Here is an 18,124-nt window from a genome sequence, read left to right on the forward strand (position 1 = left end):
CATGTAACAATCTGGTTGTTAAAACTGTTATATCAGTAACTGAACCACTAAAATAATTTGCATGAACAAGCCATTCCGATCCATCAGAATTATATTTCTGCTATTGGCAGTATCATTTTCAAAGCAACTGACTGCTCAGAGCAGAACGGACAGTATCGATTCGTTCATCAAAGGAAAAATGACGCAGCTGCACATTCCGGGCCTTCAGCTGGCGATCCTCCGGAATGGAACATTGGATAAACTGGAAAACTACGGTTTTGCCAGCCTGGAACATCAGGTGGTCACAGGTTCAGAAACAACTTTTTCAATCAACTCCATGACCAAGGCCTTTGTAGGCGTGGCAGTACTACAGTTGCAGGAGCAGGGAAAATTGAATGTAAAAGATCCGATATCCAAATATGTGGACGATATTCCGGACCAATGGAAATCAATAAGGATTGAACAGGTTTTAAGCAACACTTCCGGTTTTCCCAATAATATTGACGAAAAAGAACAGGTATTGGGAGATGGCAGTGAAAACAACAACTGGGAAATGGTGAAGAAGTTACCTATGGAATTCAGGCCCGGAGAAAAGTTCAGTTACAATCAGACAGGATATTATATTTTAGGGAGGATCATAACCGGACTCAGCGGTCAGCATTTCACAAAGTTCATTGAAGAAAACCAATTCAAAACCTGTGGTATGACTTCTACCCGATTTGGTGATTCCAGCGATATCATTCCGAATAATTCAAACTCGTATTCAACCCTGTACAATGACAACGGAAAATGGATCAATGATGGTAAACTGCATAATTCCTTTGCTGTTTTTCCTCTGTTTTTCAGAACGGCAACAGGAATCATTTCAACATCCAAAGACCTGAGTAAATGGCTTCTTGCTCTGCAAAGAAGAGAACTGCTGAAAAATCAGTCAAGCATAGATCAGATGTTCGCTACAGCAAGACTGAATGATGGGAGCATCGGCGGATTCAACAAGCTGACCAACGGATATGCTTTGGGCTGGCCGACAGTAGTCAGAGAAGAGCACCCCGCACTGGCGCCCGTCGGCGGAATGCGCTCTGCATTGTTCCTATATCCTCAGGATAACCTGTCCATAATCGTTTTAACCAATCTCCAGGGCTCAAGTCCTGAATGGTTCATAGATGAAATTGCGGGTTTCTATCTTCCGGATATGAAAGTGAAAAACGGTTTCGGGTTAAGTAAAAATTTAAAGTTTCTGCGTCAGGAACTTCTGAAGGGTGGTTTTGAAAATGCAGAGAAAATTTTTAATAAAATCAAGAAAAGCCATAAAAACTTTACCCTGACAGAAGATGAATTGAATGCCTGGGGTTATCAGCTTGTGGAACAGGACAAAAAAAATGAAGCATTGCAGGTTTTCAAGCTGAATACCCTGCTGTTTCCCAAAAGTTCCAATGTGTATGACAGCTATGGCGAAATACTTGAAGCGATTGGAAGCAGGAAGGAGGCGATCCTTAACTACAGGAAATCTCTGCAATTGAATCCGGAGAACACCAATGCAGCTAATTATTTAAAAGATAAAAAATGAGAATGCCTCTGTGGAATACATCTCTTGATAAATTTAAACCTCTATGAAAAAGCTTGTTTTAACGGCCACTTTTATAACATGCGCAGCAGGTTGTTTTGCTCAGACAGATCAAATAAAACTGCCTTCTGATAATACATTAAAAACAGCATTCGATTCGTTGGCGGATTGATCGTTACGGGCTCATTCTGTTAATGGCTGTGTATCCTAAATGTCTTTATGCAGCAGGCAAATTAATTTGATGTCATATTCTTAAATAATCCGTAGATTAAAAACCTAAAAAACCCAAGAAATAATGACCGGAATACTCCCAAGATTGTATCTGTTTTTTTACTGCCTGATGATCTCCTGTACCCTGTCAGCTCAGAAAAATGCCGTAAGCTACGTTGAAGAGGCCATCACGCTGATGAAGAAAAACTCAGTCAATAAAGGGACGGTGGACTGGACAAAGCTCTCGGAAGAAGCTCTGGCTTCTGCTGCCGATAAAGGAACAGCCAGGGAAGCCTATCCGATCATTACTAAAAGCCTTGAGCTGCTTCAGGACCAGCATTCCGGATTTTATCCTCCGGAAATGGTCAGTGCCTACATGAAGCGCTACACGGAATCCGGACTGGAGTTCCCGTATTCAAAAGACAGCCTGATCAATGGCCAGCTGGCCTATCTTTCGGTTCCGGCCATCGGCAATCTGAACCAGGACGACTGGAAGCTGTACGTGAGTGATTTTTATAAAAAAATAAAAGCCCTGGATGCCCGCAACCCAAAAGCCTGGATCCTGGATCTCAGGAACAACGACGGAGGAATGTTTTCTCCGATGTTCAAAGCCGTACAGCCGTTTTTAGACAGCGAAAAAGCTGTTGGATCCATCGATAACAGCGGCAGGACCAGCTATTATGCCAACCGCAAAAATGATGTGCTTTTCGGCCAGACGGTGATCGCCACCATAGAGGTTCCGGCAATTACCCTGCAACATAAAAAAATCCCGATCTATATCCTGGTCAGTAAAAAGACCGCAAGTTCCGGTGAATTTGTTACCGCGGCTTTTGCCGGGCAGAAAAACACCACGATCATCGGAACCCATACCCAGGGACTCACTTCTGACAATTCTGAGTTCAGGATGTCAGACGGTGCCATTCTGAAGCTTACCACAGGAATCCTGGTGAACAGGAAGGGGGATCAATACAAGGAGGTTGGAAAAGGTATTGCTCCGGACCGGTATGTCAAGTCCAAAAACCTTCAGGATTATATTGCTGTCTTGCCGGAAAACCGTTAAAATCCAGAAATTCCGTGCACGGTTTCTACCTGCATACAATGCTTTTATTCAGGTAGAATCCTGCAAAAACTGCAGTTTTATAATTAACAGGCCTGATCATAATTTTATGAATTTAATACAACCGGATATAAATAAGTCCAGATATGCTGAAAACAAATTACCGTGAAACAGTGCTGAAAAAAGTCCGCAGGCTCAGGAATATTATACTGGGAATCGTTGGATTCTGTATTGCTTTTATCGCCGCAGGAATGGGCATTCTCCTCTACTACGGATACATAACGAACGGTAACAGCACTTCCGTGTATATGATGCTGCCCGGATTTCTGATATTCATTGGCCTGGCTGTTTTCATGCGATCTTTTTTCAAAGGATATCTTGAGGTGATCGAAGTGATGACGGATGAAGACCTGGAAACTATGGAGAGACTGGGAAAAACCAGATGGTGGATGGAGAAACAGCTTCCTTCTTTCATTATTTATTCAGGGAAGATCAGGGTTTTCAAACTGTATAGCCAACCTGATTTTTCCTTTACAGAACTCAGTGAAATTTCAATCCGCCCCAATTACTTCAGCAGAGGCAGGCAAAATAAACTGGTCATTTTCAAGAAAGCAAGAGGCGGAAGCTTTTTCTTCGGTATGGACAGCAATCCTGCGCAGGAACAACATCTCGTTGATAAAGCCCTGGAATATAATCCGGACATCATCATCAAAAACAGATAAACCGCAGGCATTCCTTTCTTATGAACGGACGAAATTCCAAAGTGGTTATCTGACCAATATAAATAGCGATTCAGTTTATATTGAAGGAGATTACCGATCAGGTGAGTAAAAATCCGATGAATTCATCTCCGGTCATTCATATCGATGCATATCGGCACAAATTATGAACTGTACCCTGGGTATTTTCCAGCAGTAACAATAGCCAGTAGGACTGCTGCAGACAGCAGGCATCAACCGCATAACAGCTTTCAAAAAATTGGTTCGAAACCCCGAAAGCGAAATCATTCCTGCTGATTCAATACTAACCTGGAAAATTACAACCCAATAAGGACTAAAATTCAAACAATGGAGGCAATCGTCATTACAAAATCCGGAGGTCCGGAAGTACTACAATTAAAGGAATACCCAACTCCCCAAATATCCGCAGACCGGGTGTTGATAGAGGTAAAAGCAGCGGGCATCAACCGTCTGGATGTTTTTCAGCGTGAAGGCAATTACCCGCCGCCGCCCGGGGTCCCGGCAGATATTTTAGGAGTGGAAGTTGCCGGAATAATCGCTGAATGCGGGCCGGATGTCTCCGGTTTTAAAGTGGGTGACCCTGTCTGTGCTCTTCTGGAAGGAGGCGGTTATGCTGAATTCGTCAGTGTACGCGAAGGACAGTGCCTTCCGGTTCCTGACGGCCTTAGCTTTGCCGAAGCCGCAAGCCTGCCCGAAACGGTATGTACGGTGTGGTCAAATATCTTTCAAAGAGGAAAACTTCAGCCTGGGGAAACGTTATTAATCCACGGAGGAAACAGCGGCATCGGCATTACGGGAATCCAAATAGCCCACGCTTTGGGTTCAAAGGTGATTGTTACGGCAGGATCGGAAGAAAAAGGTAAGATATGCCTGGATCTGGGCGCTGACTTATTCATCAATTATAAGACTCAGGATTTTGAAAAAAAACTTCAGGATGAAGGGGCAGATGTCATTTTAGATATGGTAGGCGGTGATTATCTGGGCAAGAACATCAGCATCCTGAAACCGGAAGGAAGGCTGGTGCATATCAATGCTGTAGATGGCAGCAAGACGAATCTTGATATCACCAAAGTGATGCAGAAACGCCTGACAATTACCGGAAGCACCCTCAGAAACAGGGAATATGAATTTAAAAGACAGCTGACCGGACAGGTTCGGGATCATGTCTGGCCATTGATTGCAGCCAAAAAGTTCAGGCCTGTGATATTTAAAACCTTTCCTTTCTCTGAAGCTTCCGAAGCACACCGATTGCTGGAAGGAGGTACCCATACCGGTAAGATTATCCTGGTAAGATAAGTCGTACCCCATCAGACAATACAAGAGATCAGTAATGCCGGCATGATTTTCCATGCCGGTTTTTTATGTCCCTATTTCGCAGTTCCCGGAAACTGATTGTTAATGGCCGCATTGATGTCCCGGCTATCCTATTCAACCGCAGTATTCACATTTTTTTATTCAAAATGAACGATATTACCATAGATTAAGATGCATTGGATTCAACTATCCTACATTTGCTAAAGAATAAGGACAGAAAAAATATCAGAATATATTAACCACTTTAAAAATTAACAACATGAGTACATTGAAATTAAAAGACGGCACAGAGATTTTTTACAAAGACCAGGGAGCAGGCCCGGTTTTAATGTTCCACCACGGATGGCCCTTGTCTTCAGATGACTGGGATGCGCAGGTAATATTTTTCCTGCAGAGAGGCTACAGAGTAATAGCACACGACAGAAGAGGCCATGGACGTTCCAGCCAAGATATATACAACCACACCATTGAACAGTATGCTTCTGATGCAGCTGAACTGGTTGAATTTTTAGATCTGAAAGACGTGATCCACATCGGCCACTCAACAGGCGGCGGCGAAGTCATCCGCTATGTGAATAAATATGCCCACGGAAGGGCAAAAAAAGCGGTCTTGATCAGTGCCGTTCCACCGGTAATGGTGAAAAGCGAACACAATCCTGACGGTGTCCCGATGGAAGTTTTCGACAATATCAGAGACCAGACTCTAAACAACAGAAATCAGTTTTTCATCGACCTGACCTTTCCTTTCTACGGCTACAACAGAGAAGGTGCCGATGTGAAAGAAGGCGTACAGAGGAACTGGTGGAGACAGGGAATGATGGGCGGCATCGTAGCACATTATGACGGGATCAAAGCGTTTTCTGAAACCAATTTTACAGAAGACCTGAAAGCGGTGGATATCCCTGTTTTACTCCTTCACGGTGAAGACGACCAGATTGTCCCTATTGAAAATTCAGCTATAAAATCCGCAAAACTGCTGAAAAACGGAACGCTGATTACCTATCCCGGCTTCCCGCACGGAATGCCCACCACAGAGCATGAAACCATTAACAGGGATCTTCTGAAGTTCATTGAAGCCTAGAAGATTATATTAAAGCCGTCTCATTCTGAAATGAGGCGGCTTTAATATAATCATAAGAAAAAAGTTAGTCATGCTGCTTATGTATGATTAAATACAATGATAAATTATTTGAATTTTATCAACAATAAGATAAGAATTTTATTTTGGGTAGTTAATCTTTTTATTTAATTCGATAGGATTGTTATACTTTTTTATAACAGAGCGTAGGTGTTGATTAATTTCTCTTTTATTAGCAGAATTAACTTTTGTTCCATCATTTAAGAAAAACTCATCATTCTTAGATACAGAAACTCCATTTCTAATGAAATCTATTGGAGATTCATAATACTTCATTTTGGTAAGCTTATACTTTTCCCAGGATACTGGAATACCCTTTTGCTTTGTCATCTTTATAAATTGGTTGTCAACTATATCATTAATTTTCATCGACTTTACCAATTCAAACCGATAATTGCTTTTTGTATCATATATTTCAAATATTAAGCCCGGCAAACCATGAAATTTATATGGTCCTACTGGAAAAGGTATTTCAGAAGAAAACCATGCAACCCATTCTCTCCCACCCCAATCTGTCGTAGCTTTCTGTAATGTGATATCCTTTATTTGTTTCTTTTCATCACTAAGTCTCCAGTTTTGAGAATCGGTCGTTTGCAACTTTAAAACGTTATTTTGTAAAATATCATATTCATCAAAATTATCGTTTCCAACCTGATAAGATATAATATTGGATGTTTTTAATTTCATATCATCAGGAAACGGAATGTTGTTCATAATAAGCGAATCTGCTACAAAAAAATCGTTAGAATAATATAAAACATCTTTGCTATGAATATCTAAAATATAATTTTCTTTTGTAAGTGTATTGGATGCCGAGTCTTTTTTAAACTGCACATCATACATAAATCTATGCGTTTGGGATTTACCTATGAAAAAGAAAAAGAAGATAATGGGCAATAAATTATTTTTCATCTGTTGATACATTTAAAAAATTAGCTTCTTCTTCTGATAAAAGCAAGGGATCTGTTTTTTTATCATTGGTTGGAATATTATCCCAGAAGTCTTTTGTAAAATCAATTTTAGAATCTAATCCATCATTGTTTGAAGGTGTAAATACATTATATATTATTTGTTTTTCAAATTTTCTTGTTAAAGTTTTGTTGTCCATAATCATTAAGAAATTATCCCCCTTAAAGTTGTATCGTGAAGGAATATATTTTCCGTCTTTAAGGTAAAAATCAAACATTAATGAAGCAATTCCCATTTTATAATCATACTCTTTACCATCTGCTGCCTTTTTCTTCATAATAGGGAAATCACTTTGATCATACGTTACTTCAAACCGTGACATTCCTCCATTTGAAGTATTATAAGTGAAGTTTCCGGAAATAGCCGTTCCATTCTTTTTACTGATTTTAAAATTAATAAATTGATTATACCCTTCCTGAGAAACAACAGTTCCGAATATTTTTTTATCTGCAGCTTTTAATGCACCGATAAGCCTTGAAAGTTCATAATTAAAAAAATAATTTCCTATGATTTCGTGAGAAAACTCATTTGTTCTGCCAGAAAAAAGACTATCTCTATTGGTCTTTTTTAAATACCTTATATTATTTAATTGTAATTGTAGGATGTTATCGAAATTTTTTCTAAATCCCTCTTTATAATTATACTGATTTGTTTTTGTCCAGAGCTTTCCATCTGCAATTACTAAGAAGTTCAGCTTATTATCATAATAATTTTTTTGTTTGTAAACTATATCATACAAAGAGGGTTGGTCATAATATATTTTAGCATAATTTTTCAATACATTTTCAAAAATATCTTTAATATTTACATTTACCATTTTTATCTCATCAATAGTTTTATAAAATGGTTTCAGCCTAATTTCTGAAGTGTAATTCTCAATTTTTTGGTTCTGGTAGTTGGGTGCCGAAACTTCAAAATTCTGAAATTTTTCCGGGATCAGAACTAGACCGTCATCATTAGTATAGTATACCTTATTGTCCTTTAAAATCCTCGCGTTTTTAATAGGATTTAGATTTTCGGCATCTACAATTTTCACTTTGTTGTTTTGAGCAAATAAGACTTTCAGAAAAAGTATAAGGAATAAGCAATAATATCTTGACATATTGTATAATATTTTATTATGATCATTAACAAAAGGCCTCAATACTCATTATGTATTAAGAAATTTAGTAATTATTGGAAAATCATTCTACGTAATTTTGCATTATGCTGAAAGCAGTTTCAATAAATATGTGTTAGAAAAGCCTATATACTTAAACTAACCTGATATTGATAAGTACAATTACTATAATTCTTTTCCTAACAGCTTATACAAGTAAGTTGATTTCCTGATGTTCCTGGATTAGGACCTGGACACCCGGAATTTGTAATATCAGTTTCATTCCCTCCTGTGCACCAGCAACAGGTAAAATCATGCCTTGAGCTTCCGGCACTTCCTGTTCCATTGTCAGTTTTTTTTCCTCCTGTTATAGATTGCATATCTGAATTTGTTAAAGAAGAAATTTTCTCTTTCTTTAATGATAGTTTTTTTAGATGTTTCATTACTAATTATTATGGGTTAATGATATATATTTTTTAGTTTTTATAGCTTTAAATAAGAAAAAATAGAATACTCTAGTATTTACTAAGAAATTTAGTAATTATTAGAAAATCATTCTGCGTAATTTTGCATTATACTGAAAGCAGTTTCAATAAATATGTGTTAGAAAAGCCTATATACTTAAACTAACCTGATATTGATAAGTACAATCACTATAATTCTTTTCCTAACAGCTTATACAAGTAAGTTGACCTCCTGATGTTCCTGGATTAGGATTTGGACATCCGGAATTTGGGTCAGTAATATTAGTTCCATTCCCTCCTGTGCACCAACAACAGGTAAAGTCATGTCTTGAGCTTCCGACACTTCCTGTTCCATTGTCAATCTGCTTACCTCCTGTTATAGACTGCATGTCTGAATTCGTTAAAGAAGAAATTTTCTCTTTCTTTAATGATAGTTTTTTTAGATGTTTCATTACTAATTATTATGGGTTAATGATATATATTTTTTAGTTTTTATAGCTTTAGATAAGAATGAATAGATTAGATATTCATATAATCTATTCTCATTTTGAACTACTCTTATAATATGCATGTGTATAATATTGCTTAAATTAATAAAAATTTTGTCCTCATCATCTTTCGAGATCTCTTTTATTTCTTCTAATATATTTCTAAAATTTTTATCTTTTACATTTAAGCTGAATTTTTCATGAATAACAATATCCTGTATTTTTTTAATATTATTATCATACTTTAAATTAATTGACTTCGTTGTAAATTTATCTGCATTAAACTCTTTATCAAAAGAGTTTTTAAGCACCTCAACATATTTCAGAATGAGTTCCGTTTCAGATAAGACATTCTTTAATAATATATAGATGTATTCTAAACAATAAATCCATACAGGAGTTTCATTTCCTTTACCCTTTTTAATCATCTCAATAGACAAAAGACTATCATGATAAAATATTGTTTCAAAATTTGTTACTTTTTTCCCATAATATCTTAAAACTTCTCTTTCATAGGTCTCAATTGAGAATTTTATAACTTGTTTATTGTTTATATACTTTTCTATATACGGTACAACTGTATTCAATAAATGAACATAATCTGACTTATTCATAAGTAAAAATCGGATTCTTAACTGAAATGATCCTTCTACATATTTAATATAGAAAAATTTTTCGATTACTTTATCCGCCAGTAATTTCTTAACTAAAATATAAAGGCCTAACAAGAAGTTATCAACGGTTTTATTTCCTATATCAATTTTAAAATAAACCCATTCTGAATACGGAGTTAAGTGACTTTTCACTTTATAAGCTTTACTTTTTCTGATATCTGTAATAGGCATTAATAACGGATTGATTGTATTCTTCTTCAAGAATAAAAACTCATTATTATAGGTTGAGGAACCGTCCTGAGATTTCACTATAGAATTAAGTTCATTAGGCAACCATTCATAGATGATCATTGATTTTTTCTTTTTCAGTTCATTAAAGAAAATTTCGAGTGATATCGCGTTTTTATAATTGATAACTAATTCATTATCACCATCTGCTAATACAAAATGAACAGGGATATTTCTTTTACTCAAGTAGGCTTTAATTTCAGTAGCTAGCTTTTCTGTAAAAACTGTTTCTTTGGAAATATCTAAGCTATCTATTACAATCGCCCAGCTTTCTCTGTAAAGAATAGTATTATTTATAGTAATTCGCGGAATATGATTAAAAAATGTGTGATAATGTTTTATGTCAAAAAAATTTGCATTCGTAATTTCAAATTGGCTCAGTACATCAACAAGCAATTCAAATAAGGGTAAGTTTTTAGGGTGGCTTACATTAAAAGCATTGGAGAAAAAAGGCAATATTTTTTCTCCTTTTTCGGTTAGTAAAACAACCTTATTATTACTGATCTGAATTAATAAATCATCTATAGAAATATCTTGTTGAGTCCCGGCCAGAAATGACATTTTATAGTTTCTAAATTGTTCTCTATGAATCACATTTCCTAAAGATGATTCTGGGATGTAATCAAGTTCAACACAGGTATAATCAGAATAATAATTTTCTTCGTAAGCTGCAATTTCACGAGCTAAATCTTTGATCTCATTATTTCCATTAGTGAACCGTCCTACCAATCTTGTAGCGTTACCACCAATATTGTTCAGGTAAATATATTTTTTTTCTTCGTCATTCTCATAGATATTAGCCATAAAGGAAAATGTTGCTCCTTCAAAATTTCTATTTTTGTTTTTTTCTTTAAAATGCTGTAATTCTTTTTCTTCTATATCTATGGATTTGGAATCAATATTATTTTTTATTTTACTAATGAGAAATAAATCAATGTCTGTTAGTTCAATGGAAGAATTAGGCATGGTAGTGTTCTTTAATCCTGATAAGATACTGCTATCATCAATTCCTCCGGAATTTAAAAAATTACCGTATCCGATACCAGATTCTATATCTATGACATCAGTGAGTTTTCTAACCGTATCGCCATATCGTTTACTATAAGTTTCAACAAATTTTGCGATCCTGGTGTTGGAAGGATTAATTTTTTGTCCAAGCAACTGTGCATGTTCCACGGCATTTCTAATTAACTTAGAATCTTCAAAGTTAAATTCTGCGGAATCAAAATATACTTCTTTATGAAAATATAAACCATCACTTTTAGATGTTGTCCTGCTTAATAAAAGGTTTTCGAGTTCTTTTGTCTTACTGAAGGAGGTTTGAAAATCTGTGTGATCAATTTCAGATAACATGTCGTTAACACATTTCAAAAATTTGAATTCATTTGAATTTTCATTTTTTTTGTATTCATTCAACAAAAACTTTTCTGAAGTTTCTCCTATGGTAGATACTGAAAAATTATTAACTATGATTTGGGATTCAATTAAGAGATCAATATATTCTCTAGAATCTTCCATTTCATAGCCTTCATCTGCTACCAGTCGCACTATATCAACATAGTAAGCACCTTTTTTACAGAACTTAATTATTTTATTGAGTATTGCATCCGATTCAATCTGCGATAAAATATATTTCCTTTTACCAGAAAATTTTTCAGATTCATATTCAGTATATCGAAACACTTTCCCCAATTTATATAAGCTCGTATTGGTGTAATACCTTATTTCTGATTTTTCAAATGTACTGAAAGATTCATGTAGTACATGATAATAATTAGAATCTAACCTAGTATGTGTTTTGATAGAATTATTTCTAATTAAATGTGAATTTCCAGCTGTTTTCTCATGATTTATAATATTAACCCCAGAAAATAAACCGAATGGAATACACCGGGTACACATTCTAGTATAGTATTTATAGCAGCTAAGCAGTATCTTACTATGTAGTTTTTCATCAAAATCCTGTATTATGGTAAGAGAATCATAAAGGACCGGAGAAGATGTATATAAAGCGTATAGAAAGAATTCATCTTTTTTTAAATACTCAAAAAGAGATTTTTTATCTAAGTCAGAAATATTTTTATAATCTTCAAGAGAATAAATGGGCGTTCTTAAAAGACTTTTTGAAAATAAATTGTTCATTTTGTTAAATTATAAATAAATCATACCATGACTTTCTTTCAGAATTAAATGCATCTAAAAGAATAAGCCCAACACCCGCTACACCTGTTAAAATTCCATAACTCTTCTCATACTGCTGATTAATCACCGCCCTTTTATATCCTGCTACATTATCTTCAGCCTGCTCCTGAGATAATAAATCCATCATAAAAAAATCATAGTTCTTATAAAACTGCTCATCCTGAGTAATATTAAACCAGATTTTATTGTATAGCGCCACAGACCCTACTCCATGACATAACATATAGTCATAAAAGTGATCATTATTTAAGGCTTTTTTAATAGTATCCCTTTTCTTCCAATGATCTGCAATTTTTAAAGAAAACTGCGCTAATTTCTCATTATTCTGAAAATAGGCGATATTGTGCAGAGAGGTAGAAATAGTCTGGTCACCATAGCACCAGCCTAAATGTACAGGGTGCATTTCAGCATTGATACTGAAATCATTAATAGGAGAGATACTTGGATATAAAGATGAAGATTTGAAATCAATTCTTGGATCTGTAAATAAAGTACAGCATAAATCCAGGCATTCCCTGGAAGTCTTACAATTAGGGTCGAAATGTGCTAAATATATTTTTATGACATTCATTATTGAACAAAGCCCATGAGCCAGGCCATAATTTATATTTAATTCAATACTGCTTTTCGCCTTATCGATATATGAAATAATGTAATTAATGTTTTTGATATAATTGACCCTAAATTGATGATCATTAATTTTGAAAAAAGAAAAATAATAAAGCAATCCAAAAGTACCGTGCAAAAAGTCTGTATTCATATCATCATTTTCAGACAGCTTCTCCAGGTGATGAATTAAAACAGAATCTATATCTTCAATAAGATCATCTAATTCATATCCATATTTAGTGAGTAAAGGATGGTATTTTCTGAGTATAAAGGCTATCCCACACAGTCCATCACAGTACGTAAATGAATATTCTTCTGTATTAAGTTTATCGACTAAAAGTTCGATCAAGTAGATAAAGAATTCTTTATCTTTTTCTGTTGCTGATATAGAATTTATCTTTTCAAAAAAGAAGTAAGACACTCCTCCTATACCCTGAAACAGAGAAATCGGCATATTTTGATAATCTATTTCATATAAGCACTGGGTTACTTCATTTAATTTTTCTCTTAATAGGGTATTGTCCATTTATACATTTTGTGATTAAATATTATTAAGTATATTTTATATATCTATGAAAAGAGAGATATTTATTTTTTTTCTTCCTTTTAATTTTTTTATTTTACAAATATATATATATTTGCAGCACAATAACTAAATATATTGTGAATTATTCTATGAAAAAAGGTAAAAAACTTTCTCTGAAGAAGGAAAAAATTTCTTCTTTAACGAATTCAGACATGCAGTCTATTACAGGAGGTAAGCAGATTGACAATGGTGCAGCTAGTACCAGACATAACTTTACATGTGACTGGTGTACAGGAAGTGATAACTCAACTGACTGTTCTACGTATACCAAGATAACCACAGGTGGTCAGCTTACTTGCGTTAGCTGTCCTTAGTCCAGTCTGATTTTAGAATTATTGAGGAGCCTGTTTGAAACAGGCTCCTTTTTAATAAAATTAATATGTTACACATTCTAAAATCTATAAGATTAAATATTGATCTCATATATAATCTTATTTTAAATTTGAGATTTTATCATCTGAAACTTCCATTCTTTTCATTTTAATCCGTAAGAATTCATACTATTATTTCATTATAAAACCCAGATTCTTTATAGCTTCATAAGCTATTATTACAAAGTTCTTAGCATAAGATTTATAAAATGCTAAGAGAAAGTTAACAATATATACACTTTTAAATAATTAACTAATACTTGTCTTACTCGTATCAGCTATTAAGGACAGGAGTTCCATTATAAAAATATGTCACTACGATAGTTTAATATATATAGGTACGAATTTTGAATGTTTCCAGAAATATTTTAAATATTATTTTTAATTATAGATAATATTTTAAACCTAACACCCAAATATATGAACGCTAAAAACAACTTCTGGAACATCCTGAAAGATACCTATAAAGACTGGAGTGCCCGCGACTTGGGTACGGAAGCAGCCAGCCTTGCGTACAATGCTATTTTTTCAATTCCCGGACTGCTCATCATCATCATCTGGCTCACAGGGATTTTCTTCGGTGAGGAAGCGGTGCGTGGTGAAATCACCAAGCTTATCGGCAGCATGATGGGGAAAGATGTCGGGAAAAGCCTTGAAGAAATGGTGATCGGCGGGATGGTTGACAAAAAGAATATCGTAATGAAAATTGTGGGAATAGTTACCCTGGTATTCGGTGCCACTTCCCTGTTCTTCCAGTTCCAGAAATCCCTCAATAAGCTCTGGGATGTGGTGGCAGCGCCTAAAAAAGCATGGGAAAAATACCTTCTGGACCGTGCCAATTCCTTAGGAATGATTGTAGTGATTGCATTTTTGCTGCTGATCACCCTGTTGCTGAGTTCATTCATCGGACTTGCCAATGACTGGATCGTCCGCCGGTTCAACCTGGAGACTTTGGTTTTAGTCAACATCCTTAACATTGTGGTAGGCTTTGCCATTACCCTGATCCTTTTCGCGGCCATGTTTAAAATCCTTCCGGATGTTGAGATCCAATGGAAATCGGTGTGGATAGGTGCCGCAGTAACTGCCGCATTGTTTACGCTTGGGAAATACCTCCTGACGTTTTACTTCGACACCTTCAATCCCAGCTCTGCATTCGGGACCGCAGGGACCATTATCCTGTTGTTGCTCTGGATCAATTATACCTGCCAGATTATTTTTTTCGGAGCCGAATTTACCAAAGTATATGCAAAAAATAAGGGTCATGAACTCAAGCCGTCGAGGCATGCAAAGTTGAGCCCGCAGATGGTAGCTAAAGAGGATAAAGACGATATCGTAGAAGGCGTTGAACCTGCTCAGAAAAAATCTTGAATCAATTGTAGCTTAATAAGCTATTCAACAGAAGGAAATTCGTAGTGAGAAAACCTACCAGGTTTTAAAAACCCGGTAGGTTCAATTGAATTAGTCAATGCTTAATCAGGTTGTCTGCTTTTATCCTCGCAGATCAGCAGATTACGCAGATTTTTACGCATTTAAAAATCATAGATTTTTAAAACTCCTGTGTTCTTCTGTTTTCAAAGTTAGTTTCTTAAGATTCTAAAGTTTCAGAAAAGACTTTTGTGACTATTGTGGTTTTATCTCCAGATTATTTTTCCACAGATTTTAAAAACCGTAGGTTTTTGAAAAACTGATGTGTTCTTCTGTTTTCAATATTGTTCTCTTCATGATTCTAATGTGTTAAAAACTTTGCAGCATGTTATAATTCATAATCATTAAACCACCCCCGTCAAAAATTCTTTGAATTTTCGCCACCCCTCCAATGGAGGAATTTTCCCAACCGCTATTTCCAACAAACCGCACAGATTTCACGTTCATATAAAAACCGCAGGTTTTAAACTTAAGTGCTCTTCTGTTTTCAAAGCTCTTAATCTTAATGATTCTTAAGTGTCAAAAGCTTTTGTGACTGTTGTGGTTTTTATCCTCTCGCAGATCAGCAGATCACGTAGATTTTTTCATGCATGTAAAAACCGTAGGTTTTTGAGACTTCTGTGTTCTTACTGTTTTCAAAGTTGTTCTCTTCAAAAAATTCTTAAGTGTCAAAAAAAATGAGATTTTAAGCTTCACTACCACACTCTTCCTCTCCACTCTCCAACTCTCGATCCCGAATAAATCCCACTGCAAAAGGAAAACCGCCTTATTGTACCAATAAGACGGCTTCACCAAAACACTTCACTCTATATAACATGATGAATCAATACGATTTAAAATTATAACAGTCTTATTATAGGTTATGTTGAATATAACTACAGCTGTAAGTTAAAATGGATTTTTTTGCTCAGCCATGACCATCAGTCATCCAAAGATATACATTTTTATAGTATTTCAAAATAAAGGGATAAATAAATCAATGACCATATATTCATTAAACTGATTATTAGCATATTAAATTTATTATAAATCACCTTAATTAGTTTTAAACGATTATTTACAATATCTAAAAAGTCATATGTCATACACCACCCCGTCAAAAATTCTTTGAATTTTCACCACCCCTCCTCGGAGGGGAATTTCCCCAACTGCTATATCCCGCTAACCGAACAGATTTCATGCGCACATAAAAAACCGCAGGTTTTAAAACTTCTGTGTTCTTCCTATTTTCAAAGCTGATTTATTAAGATTCTAAAGTGTTAAAAAAACTTTTGTAACTGTTGTGGTTTAAACGTCTCGCAGATCAGCAAATCACACAGGTTTTTTTTCACGCATTTTAAAAATCGTAGATTTTTAAAAACTAATGTGCTCTTCTGTTTTCAAAGCTGTCATCTTCATGATTCTTATGTGGTAAAAACTTACAGCCTGTATCATCTAGGATCATCAAAACCACCCCGTCAAAAATTCTCTGAACTTTCGCCATCCCTCCTCGGAGGGGAATTTTTCCAACAAACAGTACAGATTTCACGTTCATATAAAAACCATGTTTTTGAAGAGATTGCTCATAAGGATGAGAATGAATACTGTAAATTAATTTGTGGCTTAATACCAATTACGGAAACTGAGTCTTGGTTATTTGCAGACAAGAATTTACTTAAACGAGTAATAGGTACAGAAAAGTCTGATTCTGATTTAAATATAACTGGAAACCCAGAAACCTTTACTGATCCAAAAACTAGAATTGCGGAAGCAATCAGAATTGGAAGATCAGAATATCCAAAGAAGATACGTAATCAACTTTCAATTGCGGATTTATATTCTCCAATTGGAGAATCACTAGACATCAATACTCTAAATAATTTTGAATCATATAACAAGTTTAGAGAAAATATTAAAGAAATTTTCAAGAATCTAAATTTATTATAGAGTTTTGTTATATAGTTCATACCATATCTAATTATGATTATAATGATTTAAAGTATCATGCAAAATACAGCTTGCATTGATCAAATAGTTTAAACTTTAGAGAAAAATAATTCTACTGAAGAAATTATTCACTATATCGTACCCCTTTATAATAATCATAACCATCTGATAACTCAATATGATTAAAGCCTTTTTCGTGGATCATGTCAAAATAGCCTTTAGTTTCAAATTTTCTGAACCAGACATCATTAAATAGGACATAAGTTAACTTTATCTTCTTATTATCTTTTCCAAAAACTTTAACCTCAATATCAAAACTTTTGTCTAGTAATAAATTTCTGAGATCTTCTCCATATTTAAGCCGCATTTGAGATTCCTCTGCAGATTGCTTTTTATCAAAATCAGCAATTTGCTTTTGGCCAATAGCATCTTCATATTTAATCAGTGAATCCCTGGTTTTTTCAACTCTTTTTTCAAAGTCAGAACCCTTTGTCTTTTTAGCCAGTCCGGTAAACCTTAGTATTTCAGTATCCACAAAATATTTCTGTGATTTCAAAATAGAATAAGCATTTCTCACTTCATCAGATAAATAATTTATTGGGATTTCATGTTGCTGTAAAATTTCAACTTCCTTTTCAGTTAGTCCCAATCTTTTTATTTCATTGGATTCTGCCTGTTTTTTACGGGAAAACTTATCCAATTCTTCTTTCTTTTCTTTTTCAGCTAATATTTCTTTTTCTGATTTATAAAAAAGATTAATAAACAATATGATTAGAAATATGAGAGAAAATCCTATACTTAATACTTTATTTCTAATCTTCTCGGTTGATTGTAAATTTTGATCTTCAGTTTGATTGGGAAACTTAGTTTTTTGAGATCTTAGTATGATGAGATTTATTAAAAACAAAATAAATGAACCTACTAGAAATGTTACAAGACTTATCATGATAATTAGATTTTATATTATTTTTCAAATATAAATAGAAGCATAATGCAGAAATTATGGGAACCCGTAACGATACCTTTAGAGGTATTTAATTTTCTGCAAACTGAACTTTATATTACCAATTATTTTTATATC

The 18,124-nt window shown here is 34.7% G+C and carries 16 protein-coding genes and 1 pseudogene; 9 read left to right on the forward strand and 8 right to left on the reverse strand.

Annotated features, from left to right (window positions below; all coding sequences use genetic code 11):
- Window positions 1-61: 61 nt before the first annotated feature.
- The 6 genes from CGB83_RS04770 to CGB83_RS04790 all read left to right on the forward strand — a co-directional run bounded on the left by CGB83_RS04770 (window position 62) and on the right by CGB83_RS04790 (window position 5,945).
- On the forward strand, window positions 62-1,546 hold the full coding sequence (locus CGB83_RS04770) for a serine hydrolase domain-containing protein (protein ID WP_100074771.1): 1,485 nt from the start codon (window positions 62-64) through the stop codon (window positions 1,544-1,546).
- Between the two features lie 43 nt (window positions 1,547-1,589).
- The gene (locus CGB83_RS20575) at window positions 1,590-1,715 is read left to right on the forward strand and encodes a hypothetical protein (protein WP_257790670.1); all 126 of its coding nucleotides are present in this window, start codon (window positions 1,590-1,592) and stop codon (window positions 1,713-1,715) included.
- 123 nt (window positions 1,716-1,838) lie between these two features.
- Complete coding sequence (locus CGB83_RS04775; protein ID WP_100074772.1) at window positions 1,839-2,813, forward strand: S41 family peptidase; 975 nt, start codon at window positions 1,839-1,841, stop codon at window positions 2,811-2,813.
- A 143-nt stretch (window positions 2,814-2,956) separates the two neighbouring features.
- The gene (locus CGB83_RS04780) at window positions 2,957-3,532 is read left to right on the forward strand and encodes a hypothetical protein (protein ID WP_100074773.1); all 576 of its coding nucleotides are present in this window, start codon (window positions 2,957-2,959) and stop codon (window positions 3,530-3,532) included.
- A gap of 345 nt (window positions 3,533-3,877) precedes the next feature.
- On the forward strand, window positions 3,878-4,846 hold the full coding sequence (locus CGB83_RS04785; RefSeq protein ID WP_100074774.1) for an NAD(P)H-quinone oxidoreductase: 969 nt from the start codon (window positions 3,878-3,880) through the stop codon (window positions 4,844-4,846).
- Window positions 4,847-5,123: 277 nt separating this feature from the next.
- Window positions 5,124-5,945 (forward strand): alpha/beta fold hydrolase, encoded by an 822-nt coding sequence (locus tag CGB83_RS04790; RefSeq protein ID WP_100074775.1) that lies wholly within the window; start codon window positions 5,124-5,126, stop codon window positions 5,943-5,945.
- A 138-nt stretch (window positions 5,946-6,083) separates the two neighbouring features.
- On the opposite strand, the gene CGB83_RS04795 is transcribed toward CGB83_RS04790, so the two are convergent.
- From CGB83_RS04795 to CGB83_RS04810, 7 genes and pseudogenes are all read right to left on the reverse strand, one after another.
- The gene (locus CGB83_RS04795; RefSeq protein WP_157761327.1) at window positions 6,084-6,914 is read right to left on the reverse strand and encodes a GLPGLI family protein; all 831 of its coding nucleotides are present in this window, start codon (window positions 6,912-6,914) and stop codon (window positions 6,084-6,086) included.
- Window positions 6,904-8,007 (reverse strand): hypothetical protein, encoded by a 1,104-nt coding sequence (locus tag CGB83_RS04800; protein ID WP_157761329.1) that lies wholly within the window; start codon window positions 8,005-8,007, stop codon window positions 6,904-6,906. The genes CGB83_RS04795 and CGB83_RS04800 overlap by 11 nt, the downstream gene beginning before the upstream one ends.
- A 271-nt stretch (window positions 8,008-8,278) precedes the next feature.
- On the reverse strand, window positions 8,279-8,416 hold the full coding sequence (locus CGB83_RS20435) for a hypothetical protein (protein ID WP_157761331.1): 138 nt from the start codon (window positions 8,414-8,416) through the stop codon (window positions 8,279-8,281).
- A 22-nt stretch (window positions 8,417-8,438) separates the two neighbouring features.
- Window positions 8,439-8,513: pseudogene (locus CGB83_RS20705) on the reverse strand (class I lanthipeptide); the annotation flags it as partial.
- 224 nt (window positions 8,514-8,737) lie between these two features.
- Window positions 8,738-8,986, reverse strand: coding sequence for a class I lanthipeptide (locus CGB83_RS20710; protein ID WP_194294483.1), 249 nt, complete (start codon window positions 8,984-8,986; stop codon window positions 8,738-8,740).
- A 2-nt stretch (window positions 8,987-8,988) separates the two neighbouring features.
- Window positions 8,989-12,066: a lantibiotic dehydratase gene (locus CGB83_RS04805; protein WP_100074778.1), complete on the reverse strand. Its 3,078-nt coding sequence runs from the start codon at window positions 12,064-12,066 to the stop codon at window positions 8,989-8,991.
- A gap of 4 nt (window positions 12,067-12,070) precedes the next feature.
- On the reverse strand, window positions 12,071-13,261 hold the full coding sequence (locus CGB83_RS04810; RefSeq protein WP_100074779.1) for a lanthionine synthetase LanC family protein: 1,191 nt from the start codon (window positions 13,259-13,261) through the stop codon (window positions 12,071-12,073).
- Between the two features lie 149 nt (window positions 13,262-13,410).
- Between CGB83_RS04810 and CGB83_RS20715 the strand changes: the two genes are divergently transcribed.
- The 3 genes from CGB83_RS20715 (at window position 13,411) to CGB83_RS04825 (ending at window position 17,043) form a co-directional block, all read left to right on the forward strand.
- A complete protein-coding gene (locus tag CGB83_RS20715; RefSeq protein ID WP_100074780.1) occupies window positions 13,411-13,635 on the forward strand; it encodes a class I lanthipeptide in 225 nt (74 codons plus the stop codon).
- Between the two features lie 477 nt (window positions 13,636-14,112).
- On the forward strand, window positions 14,113-15,060 hold the full coding sequence (locus tag CGB83_RS04820) for a YihY/virulence factor BrkB family protein (RefSeq protein WP_100074781.1): 948 nt from the start codon (window positions 14,113-14,115) through the stop codon (window positions 15,058-15,060).
- 1,464 nt (window positions 15,061-16,524) lie between these two features.
- A complete protein-coding gene (locus tag CGB83_RS04825; RefSeq protein ID WP_100074782.1) occupies window positions 16,525-17,043 on the forward strand; it encodes a hypothetical protein in 519 nt (172 codons plus the stop codon).
- A 124-nt stretch (window positions 17,044-17,167) separates the two neighbouring features.
- On the opposite strand, the gene CGB83_RS04830 is transcribed toward CGB83_RS04825, so the two are convergent.
- Window positions 17,168-17,989, reverse strand: coding sequence for a hypothetical protein (locus CGB83_RS04830; RefSeq protein WP_100074783.1), 822 nt, complete (start codon window positions 17,987-17,989; stop codon window positions 17,168-17,170).
- Window positions 17,990-18,124 lie beyond the last annotated feature (135 nt).

Origin of the sequence: Chryseobacterium camelliae, assembly GCF_002770595.1 — a bacterium.
Taxonomy (GTDB): domain Bacteria; phylum Bacteroidota; class Bacteroidia; order Flavobacteriales; family Weeksellaceae; genus Chryseobacterium; species Chryseobacterium camelliae.